26 protein-coding genes are annotated in these 26,106 nt (G+C 41.5%); 19 read left to right on the plus strand and 7 right to left on the minus strand.

Annotated elements, in window-relative coordinates; translation table 11 throughout:
* Nucleotides 1–57 precede the first annotated feature (57 nt).
* The 8 genes from guaA (at nt 58) to rpoS (ending at nt 7,207) form a co-directional block, all read left to right on the plus strand.
* On the plus strand, nt 58–1,638 hold the full coding sequence (gene guaA, locus G337_RS0112065) for a glutamine-hydrolyzing GMP synthase (protein ID WP_028864115.1): 1,581 nt from the start codon (nt 58–60) through the stop codon (nt 1,636–1,638).
* Nucleotides 1,639–1,911: 273 nt separating this feature from the next.
* Complete coding sequence (gene ftsB / locus G337_RS0112070) at nt 1,912–2,190, plus strand: cell division protein FtsB (RefSeq protein WP_028864116.1); 279 nt, start codon at nt 1,912–1,914, stop codon at nt 2,188–2,190.
* Between the two features lie 4 nt (nt 2,191–2,194).
* Nucleotides 2,195–2,872: a 2-C-methyl-D-erythritol 4-phosphate cytidylyltransferase gene (gene ispD, locus G337_RS0112075; RefSeq protein ID WP_028864117.1), complete on the plus strand. Its 678-nt coding sequence runs from the start codon at nt 2,195–2,197 to the stop codon at nt 2,870–2,872.
* Between the two features lie 27 nt (nt 2,873–2,899).
* Nucleotides 2,900–3,382 (plus strand): 2-C-methyl-D-erythritol 2,4-cyclodiphosphate synthase, encoded by a 483-nt coding sequence (gene ispF / locus G337_RS0112080; protein ID WP_028864118.1) that lies wholly within the window; start codon nt 2,900–2,902, stop codon nt 3,380–3,382.
* Nucleotides 3,379–4,446, plus strand: coding sequence for a tRNA pseudouridine(13) synthase TruD (gene truD / locus G337_RS0112085; protein WP_084605359.1), 1,068 nt, complete (start codon nt 3,379–3,381; stop codon nt 4,444–4,446). The genes ispF and truD overlap by 4 nt, the downstream gene beginning before the upstream one ends.
* A 151-nt stretch (nt 4,447–4,597) precedes the next feature.
* A complete protein-coding gene (locus G337_RS0112090; protein ID WP_028864120.1) occupies nt 4,598–5,179 on the plus strand; it encodes a YqaA family protein in 582 nt (193 codons plus the stop codon).
* 6 nt (nt 5,180–5,185) lie between these two features.
* The gene (locus G337_RS0112095) at nt 5,186–6,052 is read left to right on the plus strand and encodes a peptidoglycan DD-metalloendopeptidase family protein (protein WP_028864121.1); all 867 of its coding nucleotides are present in this window, start codon (nt 5,186–5,188) and stop codon (nt 6,050–6,052) included.
* A gap of 135 nt (nt 6,053–6,187) precedes the next feature.
* Nucleotides 6,188–7,207, plus strand: a complete 1,020-nt coding sequence (gene rpoS, locus G337_RS0112100) for an RNA polymerase sigma factor RpoS (protein WP_051303207.1) — start codon at nt 6,188–6,190, stop codon at nt 7,205–7,207.
* A 114-nt stretch (nt 7,208–7,321) separates the two neighbouring features.
* On the opposite strand, the gene G337_RS26150 is transcribed toward rpoS, so the two are convergent.
* Nucleotides 7,322–7,513 carry a DUF3545 family protein gene (locus tag G337_RS26150; RefSeq protein WP_037027413.1) on the minus strand — a complete coding sequence of 64 codons (192 nt, stop codon included), beginning with the start codon at nt 7,511–7,513 and terminating at the stop codon, nt 7,322–7,324.
* 352 nt (nt 7,514–7,865) lie between these two features.
* Between G337_RS26150 and G337_RS0112110 the strand changes: the two genes are divergently transcribed.
* The 9 genes from G337_RS0112110 to groL all read left to right on the plus strand — a co-directional run bounded on the left by G337_RS0112110 (nt 7,866) and on the right by groL (nt 18,007).
* The gene (locus tag G337_RS0112110) at nt 7,866–9,485 is read left to right on the plus strand and encodes a response regulator (protein ID WP_028864123.1); all 1,620 of its coding nucleotides are present in this window, start codon (nt 7,866–7,868) and stop codon (nt 9,483–9,485) included.
* A gap of 33 nt (nt 9,486–9,518) precedes the next feature.
* Nucleotides 9,519–10,055 carry a GspH/FimT family pseudopilin gene (locus G337_RS0112115; protein ID WP_028864124.1) on the plus strand — a complete coding sequence of 179 codons (537 nt, stop codon included), beginning with the start codon at nt 9,519–9,521 and terminating at the stop codon, nt 10,053–10,055.
* Nucleotides 10,049–10,657 (plus strand): prepilin-type N-terminal cleavage/methylation domain-containing protein, encoded by a 609-nt coding sequence (locus G337_RS0112120; RefSeq protein ID WP_028864125.1) that lies wholly within the window; start codon nt 10,049–10,051, stop codon nt 10,655–10,657. Before G337_RS0112115 ends, G337_RS0112120 begins: the two co-directional genes overlap by 7 nt.
* Nucleotides 10,658–10,800: 143 nt before the next feature.
* Nucleotides 10,801–13,233, plus strand: coding sequence for a beta-mannosidase (locus G337_RS0112125; protein ID WP_028864126.1), 2,433 nt, complete (start codon nt 10,801–10,803; stop codon nt 13,231–13,233).
* An 82-nt stretch (nt 13,234–13,315) separates the two neighbouring features.
* Complete coding sequence (locus G337_RS0112130) at nt 13,316–14,458, plus strand: 3-phenylpropionate MFS transporter (RefSeq protein WP_028864127.1); 1,143 nt, start codon at nt 13,316–13,318, stop codon at nt 14,456–14,458.
* A 439-nt stretch (nt 14,459–14,897) separates the two neighbouring features.
* On the plus strand, nt 14,898–15,374 hold the full coding sequence (locus G337_RS0112135; protein ID WP_028864128.1) for an FxsA family protein: 477 nt from the start codon (nt 14,898–14,900) through the stop codon (nt 15,372–15,374).
* A gap of 226 nt (nt 15,375–15,600) precedes the next feature.
* On the plus strand, nt 15,601–15,846 hold the full coding sequence (locus tag G337_RS0112140) for a DUF1107 domain-containing protein (protein WP_028864129.1): 246 nt from the start codon (nt 15,601–15,603) through the stop codon (nt 15,844–15,846).
* A 155-nt stretch (nt 15,847–16,001) separates the two neighbouring features.
* The gene (locus G337_RS0112145) at nt 16,002–16,292 is read left to right on the plus strand and encodes a co-chaperone GroES (protein ID WP_019613141.1); all 291 of its coding nucleotides are present in this window, start codon (nt 16,002–16,004) and stop codon (nt 16,290–16,292) included.
* Nucleotides 16,293–16,366: 74 nt separating this feature from the next.
* Nucleotides 16,367–18,007, plus strand: a complete 1,641-nt coding sequence (gene groL / locus G337_RS0112150) for a chaperonin GroEL (RefSeq protein ID WP_028864130.1) — start codon at nt 16,367–16,369, stop codon at nt 18,005–18,007.
* 86 nt (nt 18,008–18,093) lie between these two features.
* Here the strand turns inward: groL and G337_RS0112155 are convergent, their stop codons facing one another.
* The 6 genes from G337_RS0112155 to G337_RS0112175 form a co-directional block, all read right to left on the minus strand.
* On the minus strand, nt 18,094–18,480 hold the full coding sequence (locus G337_RS0112155; protein WP_028864131.1) for a hypothetical protein: 387 nt from the start codon (nt 18,478–18,480) through the stop codon (nt 18,094–18,096).
* A gap of 9 nt (nt 18,481–18,489) precedes the next feature.
* Entirely contained in the window at nt 18,490–18,864 is a 375-nt protein-coding gene (locus G337_RS0112160; protein WP_028864132.1) for a hypothetical protein, read from the minus strand.
* A gap of 150 nt (nt 18,865–19,014) precedes the next feature.
* Nucleotides 19,015–19,851 carry an MBL fold metallo-hydrolase gene (locus G337_RS0112165; protein WP_028864133.1) on the minus strand — a complete coding sequence of 279 codons (837 nt, stop codon included), beginning with the start codon at nt 19,849–19,851 and terminating at the stop codon, nt 19,015–19,017.
* A gap of 95 nt (nt 19,852–19,946) precedes the next feature.
* Entirely contained in the window at nt 19,947–20,690 is a 744-nt protein-coding gene (locus G337_RS26155; RefSeq protein WP_051303212.1) for an MBL fold metallo-hydrolase, read from the minus strand.
* Between the two features lie 5 nt (nt 20,691–20,695).
* Complete coding sequence (locus G337_RS28630; RefSeq protein WP_157619298.1) at nt 20,696–20,848, minus strand: hypothetical protein; 153 nt, start codon at nt 20,846–20,848, stop codon at nt 20,696–20,698.
* 36 nt (nt 20,849–20,884) lie between these two features.
* Nucleotides 20,885–21,493: a short chain dehydrogenase gene (locus G337_RS0112175; RefSeq protein ID WP_028864134.1), complete on the minus strand. Its 609-nt coding sequence runs from the start codon at nt 21,491–21,493 to the stop codon at nt 20,885–20,887.
* Nucleotides 21,494–21,592: 99 nt separating this feature from the next.
* On the opposite strand from G337_RS0112175, the gene G337_RS0112180 reads away from it, so the two are divergent.
* Nucleotides 21,593–22,489, plus strand: coding sequence for a LysR family transcriptional regulator (locus G337_RS0112180; RefSeq protein ID WP_028864135.1), 897 nt, complete (start codon nt 21,593–21,595; stop codon nt 22,487–22,489).
* A 611-nt stretch (nt 22,490–23,100) separates the two neighbouring features.
* Nucleotides 23,101–25,944: a glycosyl hydrolase family 18 protein gene (locus G337_RS26160; protein WP_051303214.1), complete on the plus strand. Its 2,844-nt coding sequence runs from the start codon at nt 23,101–23,103 to the stop codon at nt 25,942–25,944.
* Nucleotides 25,945–26,106 lie beyond the last annotated feature (162 nt).

Here is a 26,106-nt window from a genome sequence, read left to right on the forward strand (position 1 = left end):
AAACTTCCAAAGACGGTTTTTATCGTCTTTTATTCTTTATAAAAAAGGATCACCTAAATGAGCAAGAACATTCATGAACAGCGAATTCTGATTTTAGATTTCGGTTCTCAATATACACAATTAATCGCGCGTCGTATCCGTGAAATCGGTGTTTACTGTGAGCTTTGGAGCTGGGATGTTGATGAGCAGGATATTAAAGACTTTAATGCCAACGGTATTATTTTAGCGGGCGGCCCAGAAAGTGTAACTGCTGCCGGGTCTCCACGTGCACCTGAGTATGTTTTTAATGCCGGCGTGCCGGTACTTGGTATCTGTTACGGTATGCAGACTATGTCTGAGCAGCTTGGCGGTGCGGTAATAAAAGGCGAAGGTGAAGGCGAATTTGGTTACGCACAAGTTGAAGTGCAGACTCCTTGTGAGTTATTTAAGTCTATTGAAGATGCAGTTGCACAGAACGGTAACGCACTATTAGACGTGTGGATGAGTCACGGTGATAAAGTATCGGCAATTCCTGAAGGTTTTGTTACTGCAGCTAATACAGCAACCTGTCAGTTTGCTGCTATTGCCAATGAAGAGAAACGTTTTTACGGCGTACAGTTCCACCCGGAAGTAACTCATACCCGTCAAGGCGAACGTATGCTGCGTCATTTCGTAGTTGATATCTGCGGCTGTGAAACATTATGGACGCCTGCATCAATTATTGACGATGCAGTTGCGCGTATGAAGGAGCAGATTGGTGATGATGAAGTTATCTTAGGTCTGTCCGGCGGTGTTGATTCTTCGGTTGTTGCTATGCTGCTGCAGCGCGCCATTGGTGATAAACTGACCTGTGTTTTTGTAGACAACGGTTTACTGCGTTTAAACGAAGGTCAGCAGGTAATGGACATGTTCGGTGATCATTTCGGACTGAATATCGTTCATGTTGATGCTGAAAACCGTTTCTTAGATGCAATGGCGGGGCAGAGTGATCCTGAAGTTAAGCGTAAAACTATCGGTCATGTTTTTGTTGATATCTTTGATGAAGAATCTAAAAAGCTGTCCAATGCAAAATGGTTAGCGCAGGGCACGATTTATCCGGATGTTATTGAATCGGCGGCTTCTAAAACCGGTAAAGCACATGTTATCAAATCTCACCATAATGTCGGCGGACTGCCCGATGATATGGAGATGGGCTTAGTTGAACCGCTGCGCGAACTGTTTAAAGACGAAGTACGTAAAATCGGTCTGGAATTAGGCTTGCCGTACGACATGCTTTACCGTCATCCGTTCCCGGGACCTGGTTTAGGTGTACGTGTGCTTGGCGAAGTTAAGAAAGAGTACTGTGATCTGTTGCGTCGTGCTGATGCTATCTTTATTGAAGAACTGCATAAAGCGGATCTTTACCATAAAGTAAGCCAGGCATTTGTGGTATTCCTTCCTGTACGTTCCGTTGGTGTAATGGGTGACTGTCGTAAATATGACTGGGTTGTATCACTGCGTTGTGTTGAAACTATCGACTTTATGACAGCGCGCTGGTCACACCTTCCGTACGATTTAATCGGTCATGTATCAAACCGTATTATCAATGAAATCGATGGTATTTCCCGTGTAGTATATGATATTTCAGGTAAACCGCCTGCAACTATCGAGTGGGAATAAGCTCTTTTGAGCCATTAAAATAGAAGGCGCTTTTAGCGCCTTTTTTTTTGCTTATTTCAAATATTGATTGTTTTATGGCAACTGTCAAAATTTTGTCCTCTTTAAAAGACTGTACTGTTTACCGCTGTCTGTTTTTCTGCCGCTGTTGAAATAGTATTAATTAGAGGTGCAGTCCTCTGATGCATACCTATTTTCGCATAGGAATTTAGAGGTGAATGTGTGAGAATAGTTTCTTTTGACTATTGCTTGTTTTTCATCTGGACCTATTCATTTATGCGTTTATTAATGCTTGTGCTTTTTTTCCTGCTGGCTCTGCAGCAGTATCATTTGTGGTTTGGCAAAAACGGCTTGCAGGAAAACCATGTTCTGCAGAAAGAAGTTGAGCTGGCAGCTGCTGGTAATGAAGAATTGAGACAGCGTAATCAGTTGATGTTTTCAGAAATTTATGATTTAAAACAGGGCTCTGACGCTATTGAAGAGCGAGCCCGCAATGAATTAGGCTTAGTGAAAGAGGGAGAAACCTTTTTCCGTATTGTGCCGAAAGAGGATTAAACTGATGAGTTTATTTAATTTAACGGCAGTGATCCCTGCCGCAGGTATCGGTAAGCGGGTCGGCGCCGATATCCCTAAACAATATCTGCAGCTGCTGGGTAAAACGATTATCGAGCATAGTCTTGAGCCTTTTATCAGTCACCCGGAAATCAATAAAGTTATTGTTTCAATTGCAGAAAATGACTGCTGGTTCAGAAGGTTAGCGGTTGCTGAACATCCTAAAATAGAGATTGTAAACGGCGGGAAAGAGCGTGTTGATTCAGTATTAGCCGCACTGCAGGTTATTAATAAAAATGATTATGTATTAGTCCATGATGCCGCACGCCCTTGTATTCAGCGTTCTGATATCGATAAGCTGATCAGCTCTGTACGGCTTGCAGAAAAAGGTGCGATTCTGGCCTCGAAGGTACGCGATACCATGAAACGCAGTTCAGACAGCGGGAATATCCTAGAAACCGTGGATCGCGAAAATCTATGGCATGCGCTGACTCCGCAGATGTTTCTTAATAAAGAGTTAATAACTGCGATAGAAACGGCTGCTGAACCGCAGAATATCACCGATGAAGCTTCTGCAATGGAAATGTCGGGAATGGCGGTTAATATTGTTGAAGGGCGCAGTGATAATTTAAAAGTGACTCGCGAAGAAGATTTAATTCTGGCTGAGCTGTATCTGTCTCAGTAAATGGTATAAATAAAAAAGGAAATCAACATGATTCGTATCGGACATGGTTTTGATGTACATAAATTTGGCGGGCAGGGGCCGATTACGATCGGCGGTATTAAAATTCCTTATATGCAGGGCCTGATTGCTCACTCTGATGGTGATGTAACCCTGCATGCTTTATGTGATGCTGTGTTAGGCGCATTAGCACTTGGAGATATCGGTCATCATTTCCCTGACAATGATGAGAAGTATGAGGGAATTGACAGCCGTACACTGCTTAAGGAAGTTTTCCACCATGCACAGACCAAAGGTTATCGAATTGGTAATGTGGATCTGACTATTATTGCTGAAACACCGAAAATGGCGCCGTTTATTGAAGAGATGCGTCAGGCTATTGCATCTTTACTGGATACTGAAATCGGCAATATAAACGTTAAAGCAACAACCACAGAAAAACTGGGCAGTATCGGCAGAAGTGAAGGCATTGCAACACATGCTGTGGTTTTATTAATTAAGAATAAACAATGAATCAAGTAAGTAAAAGCGAAGAGCACCCTGCGCCTGAAAGCAATAAAGCAGTTTTCAGCCTGGATTTTAATTATCTATACGGTAAGCCGCAAAGCTCCGGTGTATTTAAGCAGTCATGCGCGGATTTTAATGTCCAGGAACACCTGGGTTTTGAGCTGACCGGAGAAGGTGAACATGTCTGTCTGTGGGTGCAGAAAGTGGGCGAGAATACCCAGTATTTAGCTCGTCAGCTGGCGAAGTTTGCGGGTATCCCCGCCCGTAATGTCAGTTATGCAGGTCTTAAAGACCGTCAGGGCGATACTAAGCAATGGTTTTCGCTGCATATTCCCGGAAAAATAACGCCTGATTTCTCTCTGTTTGAGTCCGAGGGGGTGACGATTTTAAAAGTAATACGTCACAATAAAAAAATTAAAACCGGCGCACTGGCCGGCAACTATTTTTCCATTGTATTACGTGAAATCAGTGATCGAAAAGCACTGCAGAAAGCCCTGTCTCAAGTAGAGAAGGGCGTGCCGAACTATTTCGGTGAACAGCGTTTTGGTTTTGACGGCCATAATATCAGCGCCGCATTAAGCATGTTTCAGGGACGTAAAATTAAAGACCGCTTCAAGCGCAGTATGTATTTAAGTGCCGCCCGCAGTTATCTGTTTAATCAGGTGATATCTGCACGTATTAAAGATGATTTATATAAGCAGCCGCTGCCGGGAGACTGTGTACAGTTTGTCGGAAACCGTTCGTTTTTTCCGCTGACAGAGCTTGATGAGAGCAGTAAACAGCGTCTGCTGGATCGTGAAATTTGTTTAACAGCTCCTTTATGGGGCGCAGGAGAACTGACCTCTGAGTCGGATGCCCGCTCCTATGAGACTGATTTGTTATCTTCTTATCAGGAACTTCAGGCAGGTCTGGCAAAAAACGGCCTAAAACAGGAACGCCGCCCTTTACTGCTGATTCCAGAACAGTTTTCAAGCTCCTGGCTTGATGACAGTACGGTGAAAATCGATTTCTATTTGCCGTCCGGCTGCTATGCAACCAGTGTGATACGTGAATTAATTAATACGAAATAGTTCTTTCGTGGTCTTTTACCGTTTTAGACCCCGGGGTTTTTATTTTTAACCGCAGCTGGCCAGCCTGGATGAATAACTGTCTGCTCCATTTTTGAAGTAGTATATATTGATATAAAAAACTTGACTCACTATTTAACAAAAGAGAAAAACGTTGAAAATATTTTCCCCTCTATATACAAAGGTAATGATCTGGTCAAAACATAAATATGCGCCTTTTTATCTGTATTTAACCGCTTTTGTCGAGTCAGTTTTCTGGCCTGTTCCTGTTGATATCATGCTGGCGCCGATGGCACTTGCTAAACGTCACCTAGCCTGGCGTTATGCACTTGGAGCAACCGTTTTTTCTGTACTTGGCGGGGCTGGCGGTTATTACATCGGGCACGCATTGTATGAACCGCTGGTTCTGCCTTTTGTCGAGTTTATGGGATATCAGGACAAGATGCAGACTGCTCAGGTCTGGTTTGCTGAATGGGGTGTAATGGTTATTTTTATTGCCAGTTTTACGCCGATTCCTTTTAAAGTTTTTACTATTACTGCCGGTATAATGGCTATGGTGTTTTTACCTTTTATGCTGACGGCACTGGTTGGTCGAGGTCTGCGTTTCTTTTTAGTCGCCGGTTTAATGGTACTCGGCGGCGAGAAAATGGAAGCCAAGCTTAAGCAGTACATTGATATCTTAGGCTGGATAACTATTCTAGCCGCTGTTGTTTTATACTTTTTCCTTAAACATTAATACGTTATGAATAGACTGCTGTTTTTATTGATTACTATTTTTAGCTTAACAGGGTGCTCCTCAACGGGGGGGCGGGCTCCTGTAGCGGATATCACGCAGGGTAAAAAAAGTGTTAATTATAAAAGCGCTGGAAAAATAACGGGACAAAAAAGCTACAAAGTAAAAGCTGGTGATACCTTATATGCGATTTCATGGCGATCTGGTATGGATGTGAATACGCTTGCCGCCCGTAATAACTTAAGCGCCCCTTATATTATTTACGAAGGGCAGATACTAAGTTTAGTTAAAAGTAAGAAAAGCAAATCGACTGCTGCTAAAAAAGCAAGTGTAAACAGTGATCTGTCTTCACAAACAAGCAGCAAAAAAGTACAAACAGGCTGCACAGGTCAAAGCTGCGGCAAAAACAGTTCGCAGGCGCTTGTTAAGAAAAATTCAAAAGCATATTCTGAGAATCAGAGTGATAAAAAAGCAGTAAAAAATATACAAATCACCAATAAAAAAGTAAGCGGCTGGTCCTGGCCGGTAAAGGGCAGGCTGACTAAAACATTTTCATCATCACAGGCTGGAATGAAAGGCATTAGCCTTTCACATCAAAGAGGGACATTTATACAGGCTGCTGCATCAGGGAAAGTTGTTTATGCTGGGAATGGTTTACGTGGTTATGGGAATCTAATCATTATTAAACATAATTCTGATTATTTGAGTGCTTATGCACACAATGAAAAATTATTGGTTCGTGAGAATGAACTGATAAAAATGGGCCAGAAAATTGCATTGATGGGAGACAGCGGAACTGATCGTGTGCAGCTGCACTTTGAGATTCGCTATCGAGGAAAATCGGTTGATCCGTTACGTTATTTACCTAAGAGGTAATGAATTGACAGCGATAACCGCCTTAGTGTGAAATAAATATAATTTCTTTAAGTTATCAGGGAGTTATAGGGTTCATGGCAGAACAACTAGTTTATCAACTAATAAAAATTTGGTCGTTATAAGGGGGCGTTAACTATGGTTAAGGCGAACGAGAATAATTTAGAAGTAGATGAAAACGAAAAGAAATTTGAAAATAATAATATCGACGACAAACTGAACGAGGAGCAGTTTGTTGACGAAGCCTTTATCGATGAAAACCTTGTCGAGAACAATAAAAAAGAGGATGCCGCTAAAAAGGCCGCCGCACACAGCGAATTAAAAGTAATGGATGCTACTCAGCTTTATTTAGGTGAGATTGGCTTTTCTCCATTATTAACCGCTGAAGAGGAGGTTTATTATGCCCGGCGTTCTTTACGTGGAGATGAAGTTTCACGTAAGCGTATGATTGAAAGTAATTTACGCCTGGTGGTTAAAATCTCCCGCCGTTACAATAATCGTGGTTTATCACTATTAGATTTAGTCGAAGAGGGAAATTTAGGCTTGATCCGTGCCGTTGAAAAATTCGATCCTGAAAAAGGTTTTCGTTTTTCAACCTATGCAACATGGTGGATACGTCAGACAATTGAACGTGCCATTATGAACCAAACCCGCACTATTCGTCTGCCGATTCATATCGTTAAAAAACTCAACGTGTATTTAAGAACTGCACGCGAACTCGCTCATAAACTCACTCACGAACCAACAGCAGAAGATATCGCTAAAGAGTTAGATGTCTCTGCAAAAGAGGTTGCAAAGATATTGAAGCTTAATGAGCGGATCAGCTCCGTTGATATCCCTATCGGTAACAACTCAGATAAAGAGTTACTGGATATTATTCCGGATCGTAAGGAAGCAACACCGGAGAATGAACTGCAGAGTGATGATATGAAGCTGCGTATCGTTGACTGGCTGGAAGATCTTAACCCCAAACAGCGTGAAGTATTAGCCAGACGTTTTGGTTTATTAGGTTATGAAGCGGCAACCTTAGAAAATGTAGGTAAAGAGATAGGTTTGACGCGGGAACGTGTTCGCCAGATCCAGGTCGAAGCACTAAAAAGTCTGCGTGATGTACTTTCCGAGCAGGGACTGTCAATCGAGTCTTTATTTCAGATCTGATATCTGAGTAATATAAACAGACAAAAGGTGCAGCCTCCTGTGCCTTCTGCCTGCCTGTTTGTCAGAAATAAAAAAACGCATCTAACAAGATGCGTTTTTTTAGCGCTTTAAATTTTATACTAAGTCATTTCTGCAGTAATCAAACTCCTGATCAATATCGCGCAGTTCTCTTGATAGTTTCTGACGGGCTTTTACGGCTTCAATTTCGCGCCATTTCCTTGCTTTAGCTGTTCTTTTTTTAGGGATGAAAAATAGTGCTTCATCAGTAATGAATTGAATATCAGTGTCAGTATTCTTGTATTGCATATTATCTCCTTTTTTTCACAGTTAGTAAGGTGACAATAAGCATTAACCATTGCAGTTTTATGACATTATTTTATTAATTTTCAGACGCTGTTATTCCGCCTGTGAGGGCTAAACACGAACTAAGCAGGCATGCTTAACTGTTAACTTTATATTCGGTTGTTATCTCCATTAACTCCTGAATCCGAGAGTAGTTTGCTTATAATTAAGATGTGGACTTAAATTATATTTATCAGGGTGCGGGATAACAGTGATATTCTGCAGGTTATCAGCTTTAATCGCTTAATTTAATAGCGAAAAAACTCTGTTCAGCTAAACTTTGAAAGCTCACAATAATTTTAGGTATTAACAAACTATGGCATTACCCAGTAATTTTTTTTCGACACAGGCTGTTCTTGTAGTTGATGATATCGACACCATAAGAAGCGCCATAAAAGGTATGCTGCAGATGTTAGGCTGTAAAGAAATTTCAGTCGCAAGTAATGGTGACCGAGCAGTTGAATTGTGTGAGATAACAAAGTTTGACTTTATTTTATGTGATTTTAATTTGGGAAAAGGAAAAGACGGTTATCAGTTATTTGAAGAGTTAAAACTAAGAGATCTGTTAAAAAGTAATACCGTATTTATTCTGATAAGCGCAGAAACTGCGCTGCAGGTTATCCATGGTATTGTAGAACTGCAGCCCGATGACTATTTATTAAAACCTTTTTCTTATAAGACGCTGGAAGCTCGTTTAGTCAGATCATTAGAAAAACGTAAAGTACTCGGCGGCATTTATGATGCACTTGCTGTACGCAACTACAAAAAAGCGCTGGCTGAGTGCGGCAAAGCCGGCAAGGAGCACCAGAAATATGCACTGCCGATTATGCGCCTTAAAGGAGAAGTTTTATTAAATCTTAAGCAGCCTAAGATTGCCCTGGATTTATATAATTCCATTTTAGCCCATCGAGACTTTTCCTGGGCAAAGCTGGGCAAGGCGATTGCTTTTTATCATCTTGAAGATTACACCGAATCGGCAGCCCTGTTAACTGAACTTTGTGAGTTACCAGAAACCCGTATTGAAGCGTTAAACTGGTTATCAAGTATATATGCCCAGCGTGAGTGTTATTCGCAGGCAAAAGATATATTAGTCGAATCGGTAAAACTATCCCCTAAAAATATCCCCAGGCAGCGTGCTTTAGCGAATCTTTCCTTACTGGAGGGGGACTGGGAAATCGCGCAGCGTTGTTTTAAAACTGTGCTGGATAATACCCGTCATTCAGTACACGAGAATATTAATCATCATTTTAATTATATCCACTGTTTATTAGATCGTGCCAAGGCCGGCAGTGAACTGCAGCAGGCTAAAGTTTTTTCACAGGTTCAGGCGACCTTAAAAAGTGCTTCGCTGCGTTTTAGTAAAGAACAGTTTTATGAACTGGAAAAGATAGTCTCGGCACGAATGGCAATTATGCGCGGGGCGTTAAAATCAGCTTCAGAAAATTTAACTGACTGTAATGCCGAGATAGTGATTGAATGCGGCCGGGACAGCGCATTAACCTTAGCGAAAGCCTGGCTGGAACTGGGGAACTCTGATAAATATGAGGAAATTCTGGCGCTGATCTCTTTTCCGGAAGATGATAACAGTATTGAGGTTATGAGTGATCTGCTGCTGATTAATAAAGTCAAAGATCATAATAAAGAGCAGATAGCTAAACTTCTCAGCCTTAATGAGCAGGGAATAAAACTTTACCGCAGCGGTTTATATCCTGCATCAACCAGTGTGTTCCTTGAGGCATACGAGATTATGCCGAATAATACTCAGTTGTCGTTGAATCTGGCACAGTCAATGACTAAAGGCTGGCCTGTGAGTGTTGAATTTTCTAAGAAAAAACGTATTGCTAAGCTGTGTATTAATGTTATCGAGTCGCAGCCTCTTGATGATATGTCGAAGAAGCGTTACAGCTCTTTTGAGCAGGAGTTAAAGGCTATATAAATTGCCCTTTTAAGTATCTTCTGAGTTTTTTTTATGAAAATAAATAGACGTAAAAATATCGGTTTTACTTTAATTGAATTACTCATTTCAGTCTTTATTGTTGCCATATTAGTCGTAATTACCAGCAGCTCTTATAGTGGAATAATTGCCAGGCAGGCATTGCTGGATTATACGGATCGGCTTTATGGTTTTTTAAGTTTAGCTAAGATCCAGTCAGTTAAGCAGAATGAAAAGGTTTACGTACACTTTTGTCAGTTTGAAAACAGCACAAAATGGGATATGGCAATGACCACACTGCCTGCCTGTGACTGTTTTACTGCTGATTCATGCTTGTTAAACGGTGCTGAAAAAATACAAGAGTTAACTGACGGCAAGGTGGTATCTGCTTCTGCTTCCGACATTACCTTTAACGGTAAACAGGCTTCGTACAGCCCGATGAGGTTTAGTGTTAATGCCGGCAGTGTAACACTTACCAACTCTTCGGGGCAGAAACTGAAAGTTATTCAGTCAACAATGCGCTTAAGGATTTGTGCGCCTGATAAGGCTCAGCTGGGATATAAAAAGTGTTAGCTAAATTTCAGGGATTTTCATTAGTTGAACTGTTAATTGCACTGCTGCTTGGCTCTGTGCTGTTAGCTATGGTGATAGGTTTATATGTGACCGGGATTTCTACCGGAAGCAGAAGCCTTAAATACTCACGTTTACGCAGTGATCTGCAGTCAATTATGTCTATTATGGAAACGGATATCAGACGCGCCGGTTTTGGCGGTTCTGAGTTTATGGTTGCCAGCGGCGGCAGTAAAACCGTTGATTCAGTCAGTAATGCAGAACAAGACTGTATTGTTTATTATTATAACCATAACTCTTCCGCTTCAATTACTGACAGCAATAAAATGGGGATTCGACTTGTTCCTGCTGAAAATGAAATTCAGTTCGGCACCGGTGTCGATCCGCTTGCGGACAATTGTTACTCTTCCGGCACCTGGACTGCGCTTTCTGATAAACAGTTTATCAAGATTACCGTCCTGGAGTTTTCTGAAAGCAGTGTTTCTAATGCAGCCGCCACGCTTCGCAGTGTATCCATTGATTTAACCGGAGAGCTGGTTTCTGACAGCAGTTTCACCCATTCAATCAGCACTACGGTACAGGTACGTAATTTAGAGTTCAATTAATCTTGTGTCAGCCTTGTTTTATACCGCTGAATATCAATAATTTGTAGATACCTAGCAAGCTTTCAGTTTCATTAGGCGGCCCTCGTCATTTTTTCTTTTATGATCATAAAATCAGACTCCTGTTATTCTTTAGGAGTCTGTTAATGATGTTTTCCCTTAATGGTGAATGGCTGCTTGACTGCATTGATCAGCCTGAAATTCAAAATATTGCAGTTCAGTTACCCGGTGATGTGCATTCGGCACTGCTCGAGGCCGGAAAAATTGTCGATCCCTACTGGGCTGATAATGAAAAGCAGGTACAGTGGGTCGGACAGTGTGAATGGCGGCTGAGACGTTCTTTTGAGCTTAGTGAAGAGATATTTAATGCGGCTTCGCTGGATCTTAGTATTGAATATTTAGATACCATAGCTGAAATAAAAATTAACGGTCAAGCTGCCGCAGACAGTTCCAATATGTTTCTGGCATTAAATGTAAATATTCTTCCTTTTGTTGTGATCGGTGAAAACAGCATTGAAATATTATTAAAACGTGCGGATCTTGCCGCCCGTGCACAGGCTGAAAAATTACCCTTTCCTATTCCCTGGGCTGTCGGTAATAATCAAATCCCGCATATGAATACATTACGTAAAGCTCAGTGTCATGCCGGCTGGGACTGGGGAATCTGTTTATCAGCCGCGGGTGTTTACGGTGATATCACTCTGCAGGCGGTAGAGAATGCTGCGTTATTAGCCGTGCAGACTGAGCAGGTTTGGTGTGCAGAAAGCTGCACAGTTAATGTCAGTATTGATTATAAAGCAGTGCGTAATTCTCCCTGTTCAGCCGTTATTGAATTTAACGGACAGACAGAAGAAGTACCGCTTGATGTACTGAGTAATAAAGTTGAACTGTCATTTTCCGTCACAGAAGCTAAGCGCTGGTGGCCGGCAGGTTACGGAGAGCCGCATCTTTACCCGTTAAAAGTGACACTCGACGGACAGGTTATTTGTAAAAAAATCGGTCTGCGCGAACTGCAGTTAATTACCGAAGAGGATGAAACTGGCTCAAGCATGTACTTTAAGGTTAATGGTTTTGCTGTCAGCGCTAAAGGTGCTAACTGGATCCCCTTAGATGCGATGCCTGGCCGTAATAGTGAGCAGCGTTACCGGCAGATGCTCAGTGATGCGGCCGCTGCTAATATGAATATGCTGCGTGTCTGGGGAGGCGGTATTTATGAGCACGATATCTTTTACGAGTTATGTGACGAGTTAGGCTTATTGGTCTGGCAGGATCTGATGTTCGCCTGTGCCTTGTATCCTTCAACAGCTGATTTTATTGACCAGGTAAGTGCGGAGGTTGACTATCAGGTTAAGCGTTTACGAGATCATGCCTGCATTGCTTTATGGTGCGGTGATAATGAAGTAATTGGAGCAATCGGCTGGTACCCGGAGTCGCGCGCTAACCGCGAGAAATATGTGGTTAATTATGACCGCTTAAATAGAGCGCTTGAACAAAGCGTTACTCAAGCCGATCCCGGGCGGCGCTTCTGGGCAAGCTCTCCCTGTAACGGCGAGCTGGATTTTGGTGATGCCTGGCATGATGATAACCGCGGTGATATGCATTACTGGGATGTCTGGCACTCAGGAAAATCTATTGATGCCTATACCGAAGTTAACCCGCGTTTCTGCTCGGAATTTGGTTTTCAATCCTGGCCCTCTTTACCAACGGTGAAAAAATTTGCACCGCAGAGTGACTGGAATGTGACTTCTCCATCCTTTGAAAACCACCAGAAAAATGCCAGAGGTAATTCCATTATTACCGAAATGTTTACCCGTTATTATCGTTTTCCCAATGGTTTTGAAAACATGCTTTATCTTAGTCAGGTGCAGCAGTCTACAGCGATTAAAACAGCCAGCGAATACTGGCGTTCATGTAAGCCGCTTAACCGCGGTATTTTATACTGGCAGCTGAATGACTGCTGGCCGGTAAGTTCATGGTCGTCAATTGAGTATGACGGGCGCTGGAAGCAGCTTCATTACCAGGCGAAACGTTTTTTTGCACCGTTATTAGCGGTATTTGTTAAGTCTGAAACTCATTTAACCCTGCGCGTGGTTAACGATGCAAAAACTGCCGCTGAGTTAGACGGAGAGCTGATCTGGCAGAGCTGGAATGGTGATGTTTTATCTCGGGAGCCGTTGTCAGGATATGCTGAGGCTGACGGAAATATTGAGCTGTGGTCTTGTCCGTTAGAGAAAATCAGCGGGTCTGAAAGCGAAGGTTTCTTCTATGTGCAGCTGACGAATCAGAAGGTCTGCTTTGATAACACTTATTTTGCTGCTAAACCTAAACAGTGTGATTTTTCCGATCCTGAAATCAGTTATGAGGTTATCGAAACATCATCGGGACTTGAAGTATTAATCCGTGCAGAAAAACCGGCGTTTTTTGTGCATTTAGAGTATCAGGGGGCGGGGCGTTTTGCAGATTCAAGTTTCACTTTGCTGCCCGATGCTCCGCGCTCAATTGCTTTTATTGGAGAGGCTGGGCTCGAGCAGTTAAAAGAGGGATTAAGGGTTTACGATTTGTATCATAGCTATGCATAGAACTTTTTAACAAATACAGTAAAGGTTGATGTAATATCAGCCTTTTTTATTTGTAACTCTCATTAATTCATAGAGGTGTCTGTTGTTTACTATTGCTGCTAAATCCTGGTTAACCCTGTATTTTGTTGCTTTCTATTTTGTATGGGGAGTATTTTTACCTTTCTGGGGCGTGTGGTTATCAGGGCAGGGGATATCCGCTGAAGATATTGGTTTATTATTCTCGGTCGGGCTGGTACTGCGTTTTGTCAGTAGTATGGGATTACTGCCGCTGGTCAGCAGCGGTTCCTCTATTCTGCGTTTATTACGTGTATTAAGTTTTCTGACCCTGCTGGCATTCAGTGTGCTTTTTTACCTGCAGGGGTATCTGTGGCTGGCCGTCATTACTTTGACGATTAACTTTGTGATCGGACCTTTGGTGCCTTTAGGGGACATTATTGGTACCCGCTTAGTAAATCAAATTCAGTTAGATTACGGGCGGGTGCGTTTATGGGGGTCATTAAGTTTTATTGCAGGATCCAGCTGTATCGGCTGGTTAATTGCTGAGTATGGTCAGCCGTCAATATTATGGCTGATTGTCGCTGCCTCTGCGGTTATGTGGACAGTCAGTTTATTAAAATTAAGTCCGCATTTAGATGACGGGGAAACGCGGCACCAGGGGGGGAAGCAGTCCCTTACTGGATTACTGAAACAGCGAAATGTCCTGCTGTTTTTAATTGTTGTCGGTTCAATTCAAGGCAGTCATGGTGCTTATTATGCCTTCAGCTCAATTTACTGGAACAGTATCGGGATTCCAGAGTCGAGCATTGCCTGGTTATGGGCGATTGCAGTGGCCGCAGAAGTTCTGCTGATGCGTTTTAATAAAAAGCTGTTTACTAACTGGTCAATCAAACAGATGATCCTTTTAGGCTTGTCAGCAGGTATTGCCCGCTGGTGGGTGATCTCGTTTACGGATAATGTTTATCTGCTGGCAGTTATTCAGACATTTCATGCATTTACTTTTGCTGTTACCCATTTAGCGACTATCCGTTATATCAGTCTGCAGAAAGGTGTTGATATGGTGCCTTACCAGACGCTTTACTCCGGAGTGGCATTGGGACTGTTAATGGCGCTGTTTACCTATTTATCCGGTATTTTCTATGAACAGCTTCAAGGGCAGGTATTTTTAATTATGTCGCTGCTGTTAATACCCGTTTTATGGTGTCTTAAAATCTGGAAAACGCAGTAATTCGTTAATCAGTCTCTTGCCGGTGCGTCAGCCGCACTGGCAGATAATTGTTTGTATAAGTATTTATTCCCTCTCTGCCCGCTGAACTGTATTTTTTAACCTGTATCCTATTGTCTTCTCTCAATATTGACTATTATAAACGACAGATATATTGAACTTTTCTTATACTTTACTGACTAACATAACTGAAGCTTAGCGCGTGAATTACGCTGCAGAGAAGTGATCAGAAAGTAAAGAAAAGTTGTTTTTAAGTTTCTGAATAAATTTATTTAATCTAATAAATTAGTTAATAAGGTGATGAAAATCATAGGTTTTTCAGTAATAAATTGGACTTGTTAGGTCAAAATATAAACTAGGCCCTTGAATTTGTCATAATCTGTCCATATTTAATTACTAGTATGACAGATTAAAGTTATTTAAATCCTTATCAGGAGTAAGCATGTTTGCAAGATTATTTTTAGTTTTTACCAGCGTTTCATTATTAGAGATTTTTGTTCTGGTTAAAGTGGGTGGTTTTTTAGGTGCGTGGCCGACGGTTGCTTTAGTGATCGTTACCGCGTTAGTCGGATCGGCCTTAGTACGCAGTCAGGGATTACAGTTATTACAGCAGCTGCAGGAACGTATAGCGCGCGGTGAAATGCCCGGGCAGCAGTTGATTGAAGGTATAATGTTAATTATTACCGGAGTGTTATTAGTGACTCCGGGGTTTGTAACAGATTTTTGTGGTTTATTACTTTTGCAGCCGTCTATTCGAGCCGCAATAGCACAACTGCTGCTGGCAAATGTTAAATTAGCACCCCATGCCGCTATGTCAGGGGGATTTTCTCAATCACAAAACAGCTCTTCTTTCAGCCGCTCTCATGTTGAAGAAGATGTAATTGAAGGTGAATTTGAGCGTAAGGATGATAAAGAATAGAGTTTTTCGATGAGTATCACAGAAATGGGTAATTATTACGGAAAACGTGTCTTGTAGAGGAGGTATTTGTAAAGAAGGGTTGAAATCGGTTTAAATTTCATTATTTTGTCAAAAAATAATAATGAGTTAGCGCATTTTATTAGTGAAACACTTAATGAGTTCGAGTATTTAGTAGTTAGTGTTTCAGTTATGTGATTTATTTTCCAAAAAATAATAAGGGATAAATGTGAATATTAAAAATTCGATAACGCTAAGAAGTTTTAAAAAGTATCATCCTCGTCAAATTGCTAAGTTTGTAAAAGGATTTTTTAACGGTCGTATTTTTATTGCTGGTTTAGGCCGCTTAAGGGTGGTTGAAGGTAAGGTTGTTGCTTACCAGCATCAGAAAACGGAAAAAAATATTCTGATAGCAGTCAGTGAGATTAATCAGATAATAAACGAATTATCGCAGCCGAGACCGGCCCTCGCTTAGGTTAACTCCCTTTAGATAGTCTTTTTAAAAACCTGTATTTTGAATACAGGTTTTTTTTGGCTTAATGAAAATTTTTTAAGTCTGTCACTTGATAAACTATTTTTAATCCCCATCTGTTTTGTACATCCAAAGACAAACATTTTTAAGGAAAAACCATGACTATTCGTCCATTACATGATCGTGTTATTTTAAAACGTACCGAGCAGGAAACAACTTCGGCCGGCGGCATTGTATTAACTGGAAGTGCAGCTGAAAAATCAACGCGTGGTGAAATCCTTGCTGTGGGTAACGGTCGTCTTTTAGATAATGGTGAAGTAAAACCACTTGACGTAAAAGTGGGTGATATCGTTATTTTCAGTGAAGGTTACGGTTTGAAAACAGAAAAAATTGAAGGCCAGGAAGTACTTATCTTAAGTGAAAGCGACATTCTAGCGGTCGTTGAATAATAATTTATTGTTTTAATCCAGCGCAATTACCTTAAAAGGCAAAAGCGCTTGTCTCAAAATTAAAGGAAAATAAAATGTCTGCAAAAGAAGTTAAATTTGGAAATGATTCCCGCATCAAAATGTTAGACGGCGTAAATATTTTAGCTGATGCCGTTAAAGTAACTTTAGGTCCTAAAGGCCGTAATGTTGTTATCGATAAAAGTTTTGGTGCTCCGCAGATCACTAAAGACGGTGTAACTGTTGCGAAAGAGATCGAGCTTGAAGACAAGTTTGAAAACATGGGCGCACAGATGGTTAAAGAAGTTGCATCACAAACCAATGATGCAGCCGGTGACGGAACAACAACTGCAACAGTACTAGCACAGGCAATTATTGCTGAAGGTTTAAAAGCGGTTGCTGCCGGTATGAATCCGATGGATTTAAAACGCGGCATTGATAAAACAGTAAAAGCGGCTGTTACTGAGCTGAAAGGATTATCAACTCCTTGTTCTGATTCAAAAGCTATCACCCAAGTAGGTACTATCTCTGCTAACTCTGATACTGAAATCGGTGAAATCATCGCTTCAGCTATGCACAAAGTAGGTAATGAAGGTGTTATTACAGTTGAAGAGGGCCAGGGCCTGGAAACTGAATTAGACGTAGTTGAAGGTATGCAGTTTGACCGTGGTTACCTGTCTCCGTACTTTATGACTAATCAGGAAGCCGGTACCGTTGAACTGGAAAGCCCGTTTATTTTATTGGTTGATAAAAAAATCGGTAATATTCGTGAATTATTACCAACACTTGAAGCGGTTGCTAAAGCATCAAAACCTTTATTAATTATTGCTGAAGATGTTGAAGGTGAAGCATTAGCGACATTAGTAGTAAACAACATGCGCGGTATCGTTAAAGTATGTGCTGTTAAAGCTCCTGGTTTTGGTGACCGTCGTAAAGCTATGCTCCAGGATATCGCTATTCTGACTGCCGGTACGGTTATCTCAGAAGAGATTGGTTTAGATCTTGAGAAGATCCAGCTTGAAGATTTAGGTCAGGCAAAACGCATCGTAATCAGCAAAGATGAAACAACTATTATCGACGGTATTGGTGACGAAGCTGCTATCACTGCACGTGTTGCTCAGATTAAACAGCAGATTGAAGCTTCTTCATCAGATTATGATAAAGAGAAGCTGCAGGAACGCTCTGCAAAACTTGCCGGCGGTGTAGCGGTAATTAAAGTCGGCGCATCAACTGAAGTTGAGATGAAAGAGAAAAAAGACCGTGTTGACGATGCTCTGCATGCGACACGCGCAGCGGTTGAAGAAGGTGTTGTTGCCGGCGGCGGTGTTGCACTGGTACGTGTTGCCGGTCTATTAAAAGAGCTTAAAGGCGATAACGACGAACAGAATGTTGGTATCCGTGTGGCGCTTCGCGCAATGGAAGCTCCGCTTCGCCAGATCGTATCAAACTGTGGTGAAGAAGCTTCTGTGGTTGCTAACAATGTGCAGCAGGGCGAAGCAAACTTTGGTTATAATGCGACAACTGCTGAATACGGCGATATGCTGGAAATGGGTATTCTTGATCCGACTAAAGTAACACGCAGTGCATTACAGTTTGCTGCATCCGTTGCCGGCCTGATGATCACTACAGAATGCATGATCACAGACCGTCCAGTAGAAGCACCTGCCGCACCAATGCCGGATATGGGTGGTATGGGCGGTATGGGTGGAATGATGTAATTCTGCAGCATATCTTCCTTATTTTAGAAAAGCCTGAATAGCAATATTCGGGCTTTTTTTTTATTACGTGTCTATTAATATCTTCATTATAAAAATGGATTATCAGCTTCCATGGCTTGTATCTGCATAGACTTTTCACTTTGAACCAGTTGAATAGTATGTAGCGGGCGAGATAGCTGGATAGCAATGGTTATATCCTTAAATTGAATATAACTGACAGTCCAGTCGTATAAGTCATACTGCATATCAATAATTTTTCCGTAACGATAAATTTCATCAATGCTTTTCTGGTATATATTAATGGCTTCTCTGTAGCTTTCCAGCTTAACTTCTTCCATATAATAGTTGTGTTGATTAACGACAAAATTGGAGCGTCGAGATAACTTACCGTATTTTAACCATTTCAGACTTGCTCGATTAAGCAGCCAAAATAAGCTGGTGATAAAAATAATAATGCCGATTAAATACTGCATAAACAAAAGTCAGATATCGGCCAGTTTATTCAGCCACTGACAAATATCATCTCCCACTAACAAATTGTTCGCTTTGATTTTATCTTGTGATCTGGCGTCATCTTTATTTAACCTGATTAGATGAGTATGAGGAAACTGGCTGCTAAATTGTTCAAATGGAAAGCGAGTAATTGCCGGCGTGTTAAAACCAACGCCAAGCTCCAGCAGTGCAGTTTCTTGCTCATCCAGGGTAAAAGGAGGAAGGGTATTTAAAACCGCTCTTAACAGCTGCCTTTTTTGCCGTTCTCCATTTGCGGGCTTGCTTATTAACTTTTGTGCATAGGGCTGCAGCGCTGTTAATAACTGCTCAGTAATATATTGAGCTGTATGTTGATGTTGCGGCATAGAATTTACCTTTAAGCATAATTAGCGCTCTTATAGGAAACATTGTAAAGTTTGAGGGAAATAGACTTCTATTTCCCCATTGGCATTGTGAAAACTACAACAATGCAGTTAATTGCAGCTGCCCATAAAACCAATTTAGGCGAATTGTTATTAAGTGCTTTCCTTTACATGGTAATTAACACTGTGTATCAGTAAGAAATCCTCTTGAGCAAAACCAGGAAAAGCGTCTATTAATCTATCCATTGCACCTTGCTGAGTTTTTTCAGATTCAGTTATATCAAGGAACTGCTGTAGGTAGCCTTTCATATTTGTTACTAACGTTTGGTCTCCGCTCTGACCATGTCCGGCATAAAACGTCCATTTATCAGCGTCTTTCATTTCTAATGTTTCGTCTAAAATATTAATCCACTGATGTATTTCCTGCCTGTTAGTGCCTGGTCCGCACCAGGCGTGTACCTTGTCGTATAATAAATCGGAAGCAAGGAAAGCTTTTTGCTCAGGTATTGTCAATGTTGTTATATGCCCGCATTCATTCCCAGGGTAGTCTGCATGAACATGAATGCGGTTAGCCTCCAAAGGAAGTTTTAAAAACGGCTCATCAATAACACTCACTAAATTGACGTAGTCAAATCCAGCAGGATTTTCGGGTGTTTTTACTTTCATCTGCGGCTCGTTTTCCAGCCAGCCGACAGATTCCATCCATTGTGAAAACCCAATAAGGTCATCTTTAATGGCTGTCGTTGCCACTTTTACTGGTACATTAGGGAAACGGCGCAGGAGAGCTCCCAGACCCATATAGTGATCAGCATGTCCATGTGTAATAAAAATGCAGTTTAGTTTTTTACCGTCTTTCTCAATATGATCGGCAAGACCCTCAGCTTCGACGCTGTTTCGCAGTACGTCAACAAGAATAGTATTTTCATCATCGGAGAGTAAATAACTGTTTACATTGGCCTCAGTGCCTTCATAACGTTCAATATTAATCATTCCAAGTATCCTTACATTGATGGTAGGTTTTATTGATTAACTACTTGGCTTTTGCTCTAAAGCTCAAAGCACAAGTAGTATTTAACTGCTGGTAATTACTTCATATGATTATCAACACTATATTTCAGTAAAAAGCCGGCTTCTTTATACTCTGGGTAGAGCGCTTCCATTTTCTTCATCGCTTGTTCTTTAGACTTAGCCGTTGAAGTAATGTGGTTAAAGTCATCAATATACTCGACTAAGGTGTCAAACAAGGTGATATCAGCTGGTTTACCATGACCCGGGTATACTTTGGGGTTAAGCTGGCTGTATTCAGACTTAAATTCCTGCAACTGCGCTCTCCAGTTAGCCACGTGCTGTTTGCTTACGCCTTGTCCCATCCATAAATGTACCTTGTTATAAGCTAGATCCGACGAGAAAAGTCCATTTAAATCATCAACAAATACTGTTGTTAAATGCTCAGCTTCGGTTGGAGAATAGTGAGTATTAAGCTTTAGCTCACCGCCGCCGTTCATCGTCAGTTTATTTGTCGGAAGTACATGGATATTGTTCAGATAGTCGAAACCATTAGGATTTTTGGCAGATTTTGGTTTAAGTAAAGGCTCGGCATCTAACCAGCCGACACTTTCCATCCAAGTCGAAAAACCAAGGATATCTTTTTTAATCTCTTCATTCGCTACCACGATTACTGCTTCTGGAAAGGCTTTTGACAGCCAGTTCATGCCCGTGTAGTGATCCGGGTGACCATGAGAAATTAGAATATGGCTTAAAGGAAGTCCTTTCTCTTTGATGATCTTGGCCAGCTTTTTCGCTTCAGCTGTTGAGCGTTGAACATCCATAACAACTAACGATTCACCATTTGAAAAAATATATGAATTGACTGTTGCTGTTTCACCTTCAAAATATCGACAGTCACTGCACTAGATGCATGAGATATCAAAGGGGTACCTAAGAAGGTCATGGCCGCAAAGATAATTGGTGTAATAATTTTTTTCATTGTTATATCCTTATAATTTAAATAGTTATGTCTAATTTAGTTACCTGCAAACGCTTTAAATGTTTGCCCTGTTTCGACTCCTAATACTGAGCGAACATAATATTTCGCTAAATCTTCTGCGTTAATTGAATTGAAGCCCGGGAAATAATCGCCATAGGTCTCTAATGATTCAGTAACGACTGTTGGACTAACAACATTGATACGTATATTTCTAGGCAGCTCTACCGAAACTGCTTTAGCAAAATGCTCTATTGCGCCGTTTAATGCAGCTGCACTGCTTCCGTAAGCAATCGGATAGTCAGCGATAATGCCGCTTGTTAATGTTATGTTTCCTCCATCATGTAGATACTTACTGCCAATTTGCGTTAAGTTAACTTGTCCCATCAAGCGGCTATTAATACCAAGGTCCCATTCTTCACGAGATAGTTCTGAAAATGCATTAAATGCGACATTTCCCGCCGCACATACAATGGCATCGACCTTGCCGATAGATTCAAATACTGAATGAATTGATGCCGTACTGCTGATATCAATTTGCACGTCACCACTGCTGTGGTTTGCTTTTATGACCTCATGCTCAGCTGCTAGTGCTTTTACAATTTGACTGCCGATGGTGCCTGATGCGCCGATAACTAATACTTTCATTTTTTGCTCCTGTTGTTTGAATATTTGAATCATATACAGTTACTATCAGGTTAAAAACCGCATAAAATAAACGCATTGTTTACATAATGGAGTTAATAAATGAACCTTAGCTATTTACAGACTTTTTTAGCCGTTGCAGAAGAGGGCAGTTTCACAAAGGCTGCGGACGTACTTGATGTATCTAAAGGGTTAGTTTCTCGTCATGTATGTAATCTTGAAAAAGCGTTAAATTCCAAATTGTTTCATCGAACTACTCGGCGTATAGCGCTGACAGAAGTTGGAGAAGAATTATTTACCAAAGCCAAACAAATCCAGCTTTTAGCTTCTGAAGCGGAAATACGGGTAAAGGATATTACCCAGGAGTTCTCTGGGGATTTAAAAGTGAGTGCCCCGTTTGAATTTGGGCGGGCACTTTGTCATCATGTTATTCCATCATTTCTGCGTCAACATCCACAAATAAACCTTATTCTTGATTTTGGTCCTATCAAAAGAGAAGTTGCATCTGGTGACTACGATGTTGCTTTTCGGGCATATGAGGAGTTACCGAATGATGTCGTTGCTAAAGAGTTAGGCTTTATTAGAAATGTACTGGTTTGCAGTAAAGACTTTGCCCTGCATAATGAGATTCAATCAATTAAAGATCTGCATCATTGTGCTTTTATCTTAAATGGACAGAACGAGCGCTGGAATCAACTTGAGCTGGTAAATGGTGATAAAAAATATCAAATTGAAGTAGGTGGAACTCTACGCTCAAATACATATAGTTCTATCTTGTCGCTTGCTGAGCAAGGCTTAGGGATCGCCAGTCTGCCTTACTACCAGGTAGAGAAATCGATAAAAAGCGGGGAGTTGATTCACCTTCTTCCTAACTGGGCAGTAAAAACACATAAGCTAAGTTTATTATATGCGCAAAGACGAATAACGCCGAGAAAGCTGCTGACCTTTAATCTGGCGGTAAAAGAATGGCTGGGATCTAGTCCGTTATATTTGATATAACGGGCATAGCGCCCGCTTAGGTGAGTGGTGAATTCGAAGGAGCATAAAGTTAGAGGTAACAAAGCTCCCGCCTAAATATCTCATAAAATATGTAATTCTAATATGGGATGCATGATGTAAATAATATCAATCACTTAAATTAGTAATATGATGATTTTTAGTTAATTCGATCACAAAAAAGCAACTTCGGTTGCTTTTTTTTATACCTAAATTTTCCAGCAGATAACACTAACATATTGATTTTATTTTATTTTTCATTTATTAATTCGAGATCTGAAATAAGTCAGCGCCTTGATTAAAAAAACAACTGATTGTACCCTTCGGTTTGCTCGTATTCGCCATTTTATTGAGCGTTAGAAGGCTTGCTATATAATGAATAGTCTAATTTTTGCATCTTTGGTTGCGCTGTGAAATTAGTTTGGTTTGTAAAAAGTGTATTTATATTAGCAAGTTGTAAAACTATTGAGTTCAAGGATGCAGTTGATAGTCGATTATCAGGGATAGTTGTGTTTAGTTTCCAGATGATTCTGTCTTTTATCCTCTTTACTTCTTCAGCTTTACTCTCCTGATGCTTAGTTTAAATGTTTTTATTTTAATTAAGGATGATACAAATGTTTACATTTAGTCCAGCAAAAAAAGCAGTATCCATTGCTTTATTGTCTTCAACAATTTCGGTATTTGCAAATGCAGCTGAAACCATTACACCCTATATTGCAGGTGAAACAACAGTCGCTAATGGTGATATTGTTTCCTACAACGGTGAATGTTTTCAGGCAAAAAACAGCCCGGGGTTATGGGAAGCTCCAAGCACGGCTTCCTGGTTCTGGGATGTCGCCTCTTGCGGCGATACTCCGGTTGACCCAGTTGACCCAGTTGACCCAGTTGACCCAGTTGATCCAGTTGATCCAGTTGATCCAGTTGATCCGGTAGATCCGGCACCAGTACCGAGTGATGTTCCTGAATTTATTGCCGGTACAACTAAAGCATTAAACGGTACAATTTATTCTTATAATAATGAATGTTTCCAGGCGAAAAATAATCCCGGTATGTGGGAAGCGCCTAAAGCCGGTTCCTGGTTCTGGGATGCTGTTGAATGTCCTTCAACACCTGTTGAAGAGGTAACCTGCCCGGATGGTTCAAAAGCACCGACTCTAGAACAGTGTCCTTCAACACCAGTTGAAGAGGTAACCTGCCCGGATGGTTCAAAAGCGCCGACTCTAGAACAGTGTCCTTCAACACCAGTTGAAGAGGTAACCTGTCCGGATGGTTCAAAAGCGCCGACACTCGAAGAATGCCCGGCGGTTGTAGTCAGCGATGAACAGTGTCGTCCGGCTGGTTTATACGCAACACCCGGTGTTGATGTGCCTTACTGTAGTGTTTACGATACCGATGGTCGTGAAATTATGGGGGCAGATCACCCGCGTCGTATTATCGGTTACTTTACTTCATGGAGAAACGGGGCAAACGGTCAGCCGTCTTTCTTAGCCTCTGATATTCCATGGGACAGCATCACGCACATTAACTATGCATTTGCGCATATTAATAAAAGCGGTGAAGTTTCTATAGGTGATACAACTGATCCGAAAAACCCTGCGACAGGTATGACATGGGAAGGTGCAGAAAATGCGATGGATCCGTCTCTACCCTACCAAGGTCACTTCAATTTATTAAACCAGTACGCGCAGAAACATGACGTTAAGTTATTATTATCTGTCGGCGGCTGGGCTGAAACCGGGGCTCACTTTGATGATGCCGGCCGTTATATGGACGGTGGTTTCTACAGTTTAACAATCAAAGAAGCAACGGGTGAAGTTAACTACGCCGCTATTGATAAATTTGCAAAATCAGCTGCTGTGTTTGTTAACAAGTATGGCTTCGACGGTATTGATATCGATTATGAATATCCGTCATCTATGTCTGATGCGGGGCATCCTGAAGACTGGGCTATTTCCAACAAACACCGTGGAAAATTATTTGACGGTTATATGGCGCTGATGGAAGCATTACGCCGCGAACTTGACCAGCAGGGAGCCGCGGATCAGCAGCACTATATGCTGACTATTGCTTCTCCTTCATCTGGTTACCTGCTGCGTGGTTTCCGTGGTTTCCAGGCTCTGCAGTACTTAGATTACGTTAATATTATGTCTTACGATCTGCACGGCGCATGGAATCACTTTGTGGGTCACAATGCAGCACTGTATGACAACGGCGTGGATAACGAAATTGCTGATGCTGGCATCTACTCGGGTAACGATGCGAAGTACTACAACGGTCAGGGATATTTAAATATTGACTGGTCTTACAAATATTTCCGCAGTGCTCTGCAGGGCGGTCGTATTAATATCGGTCTTCCATACTACACGCGTGGTTTCCAGCAGGTTCAAGGCGGCACAAACGGCCTTAACGGCTTAGCTGCATTACCAAACCAGAGCGAGTGTTACTTAGGTACGGGCGGTAATTTAGGTCCTGATGCGTTAAGTCCTAAAGCGGGCGCGCCGTGTGGTTACGGTGCACAGGGAATTGACAACCTGTGGTTCGATCCGGATCCTCAGGGTAATGAAATGTTCGCAGGTGCCGGCCCTATCTGGCATGCAAATAACCTGCGTGACAATCTGGCAATGCCTTACTTAGATATCTACGGTCACGATACAACTCAGCCTGCTGCACAATATACGGGTGATTATGTTGAGAACTATGATGAAGTTGCACAAGCTTCCTGGTTATGGAATGAAGACAAGAAAGTCTTCCTTTCTACTGAAAACATGAAGTCTTACAAAGCCAAAGTTCAATATGCAATTGACCAGGGCGCTGGTGGTATTATGTTCTGGGAAATGGCAGGTGACTATTCAACGCCGGAGCAGAATGGTAAAGGTTATTACTGGTTCGGCAGCACATTAACTGATACTGCTTACAATATGATCAAAACTGCGGCGCCTTACGGTGTGAAAGCGGGTGATGAGAACTTTGTTGTTGCGCAGGAAACCGTGGATGTAGATGTTGATCTAGTCGGTTATCTACCAAAAGGTGAAGATAACTACCCGATTCAGGTGGCGCTTAAGTTAACCAATAACTCCGACGTTGATCTGTCCGGTGCTAAAATAGCGTTTAATGTTTCGCCTGCTGTGCCGATGAATGCGCAGATCTCTGATACGCTTAAACCATACGCAGTTCCATCAGGTAATGGTATTGTTAATCTGGTTGATATGTATTCTGGTGTTACATGGTCTGTGGATAATCTGGCGGAAACGGGTTTATCTATGGGTAATGTTGGCGGTTTATCTAATGATTTCCACCGTTTCGGTGCGCAGTTGAAAGCTGACGGCTGGGGATCTGTAAAATGGCTGCCGGGTGAGACAATTTCTATTGCAATTCGTCTGTATATGCCTATGCCGGTACCAACTAACTTCACATTTGAAGTTGCTGGTAAAACTTACGGCCGGACTGCTGAAAAGTAGTTTTTTGTAAAAAAGCAATGTTAAGGGAGTGTTAACAACACTCCCTTTTTTAATGCCTAAAATTATTCTTTAAAATTTATATCTGCATCACGCTTCTACTTTGTTTAAAAAACTTTCTGGCCTAGCCTTAGGGTATTATTCCCACTTCATTCCGCCCCAGTC

Source organism: Psychromonas aquimarina ATCC BAA-1526 (assembly GCF_000428725.1).
GTDB lineage: Bacteria > Pseudomonadota > Gammaproteobacteria > Enterobacterales > Psychromonadaceae > Psychromonas > Psychromonas aquimarina.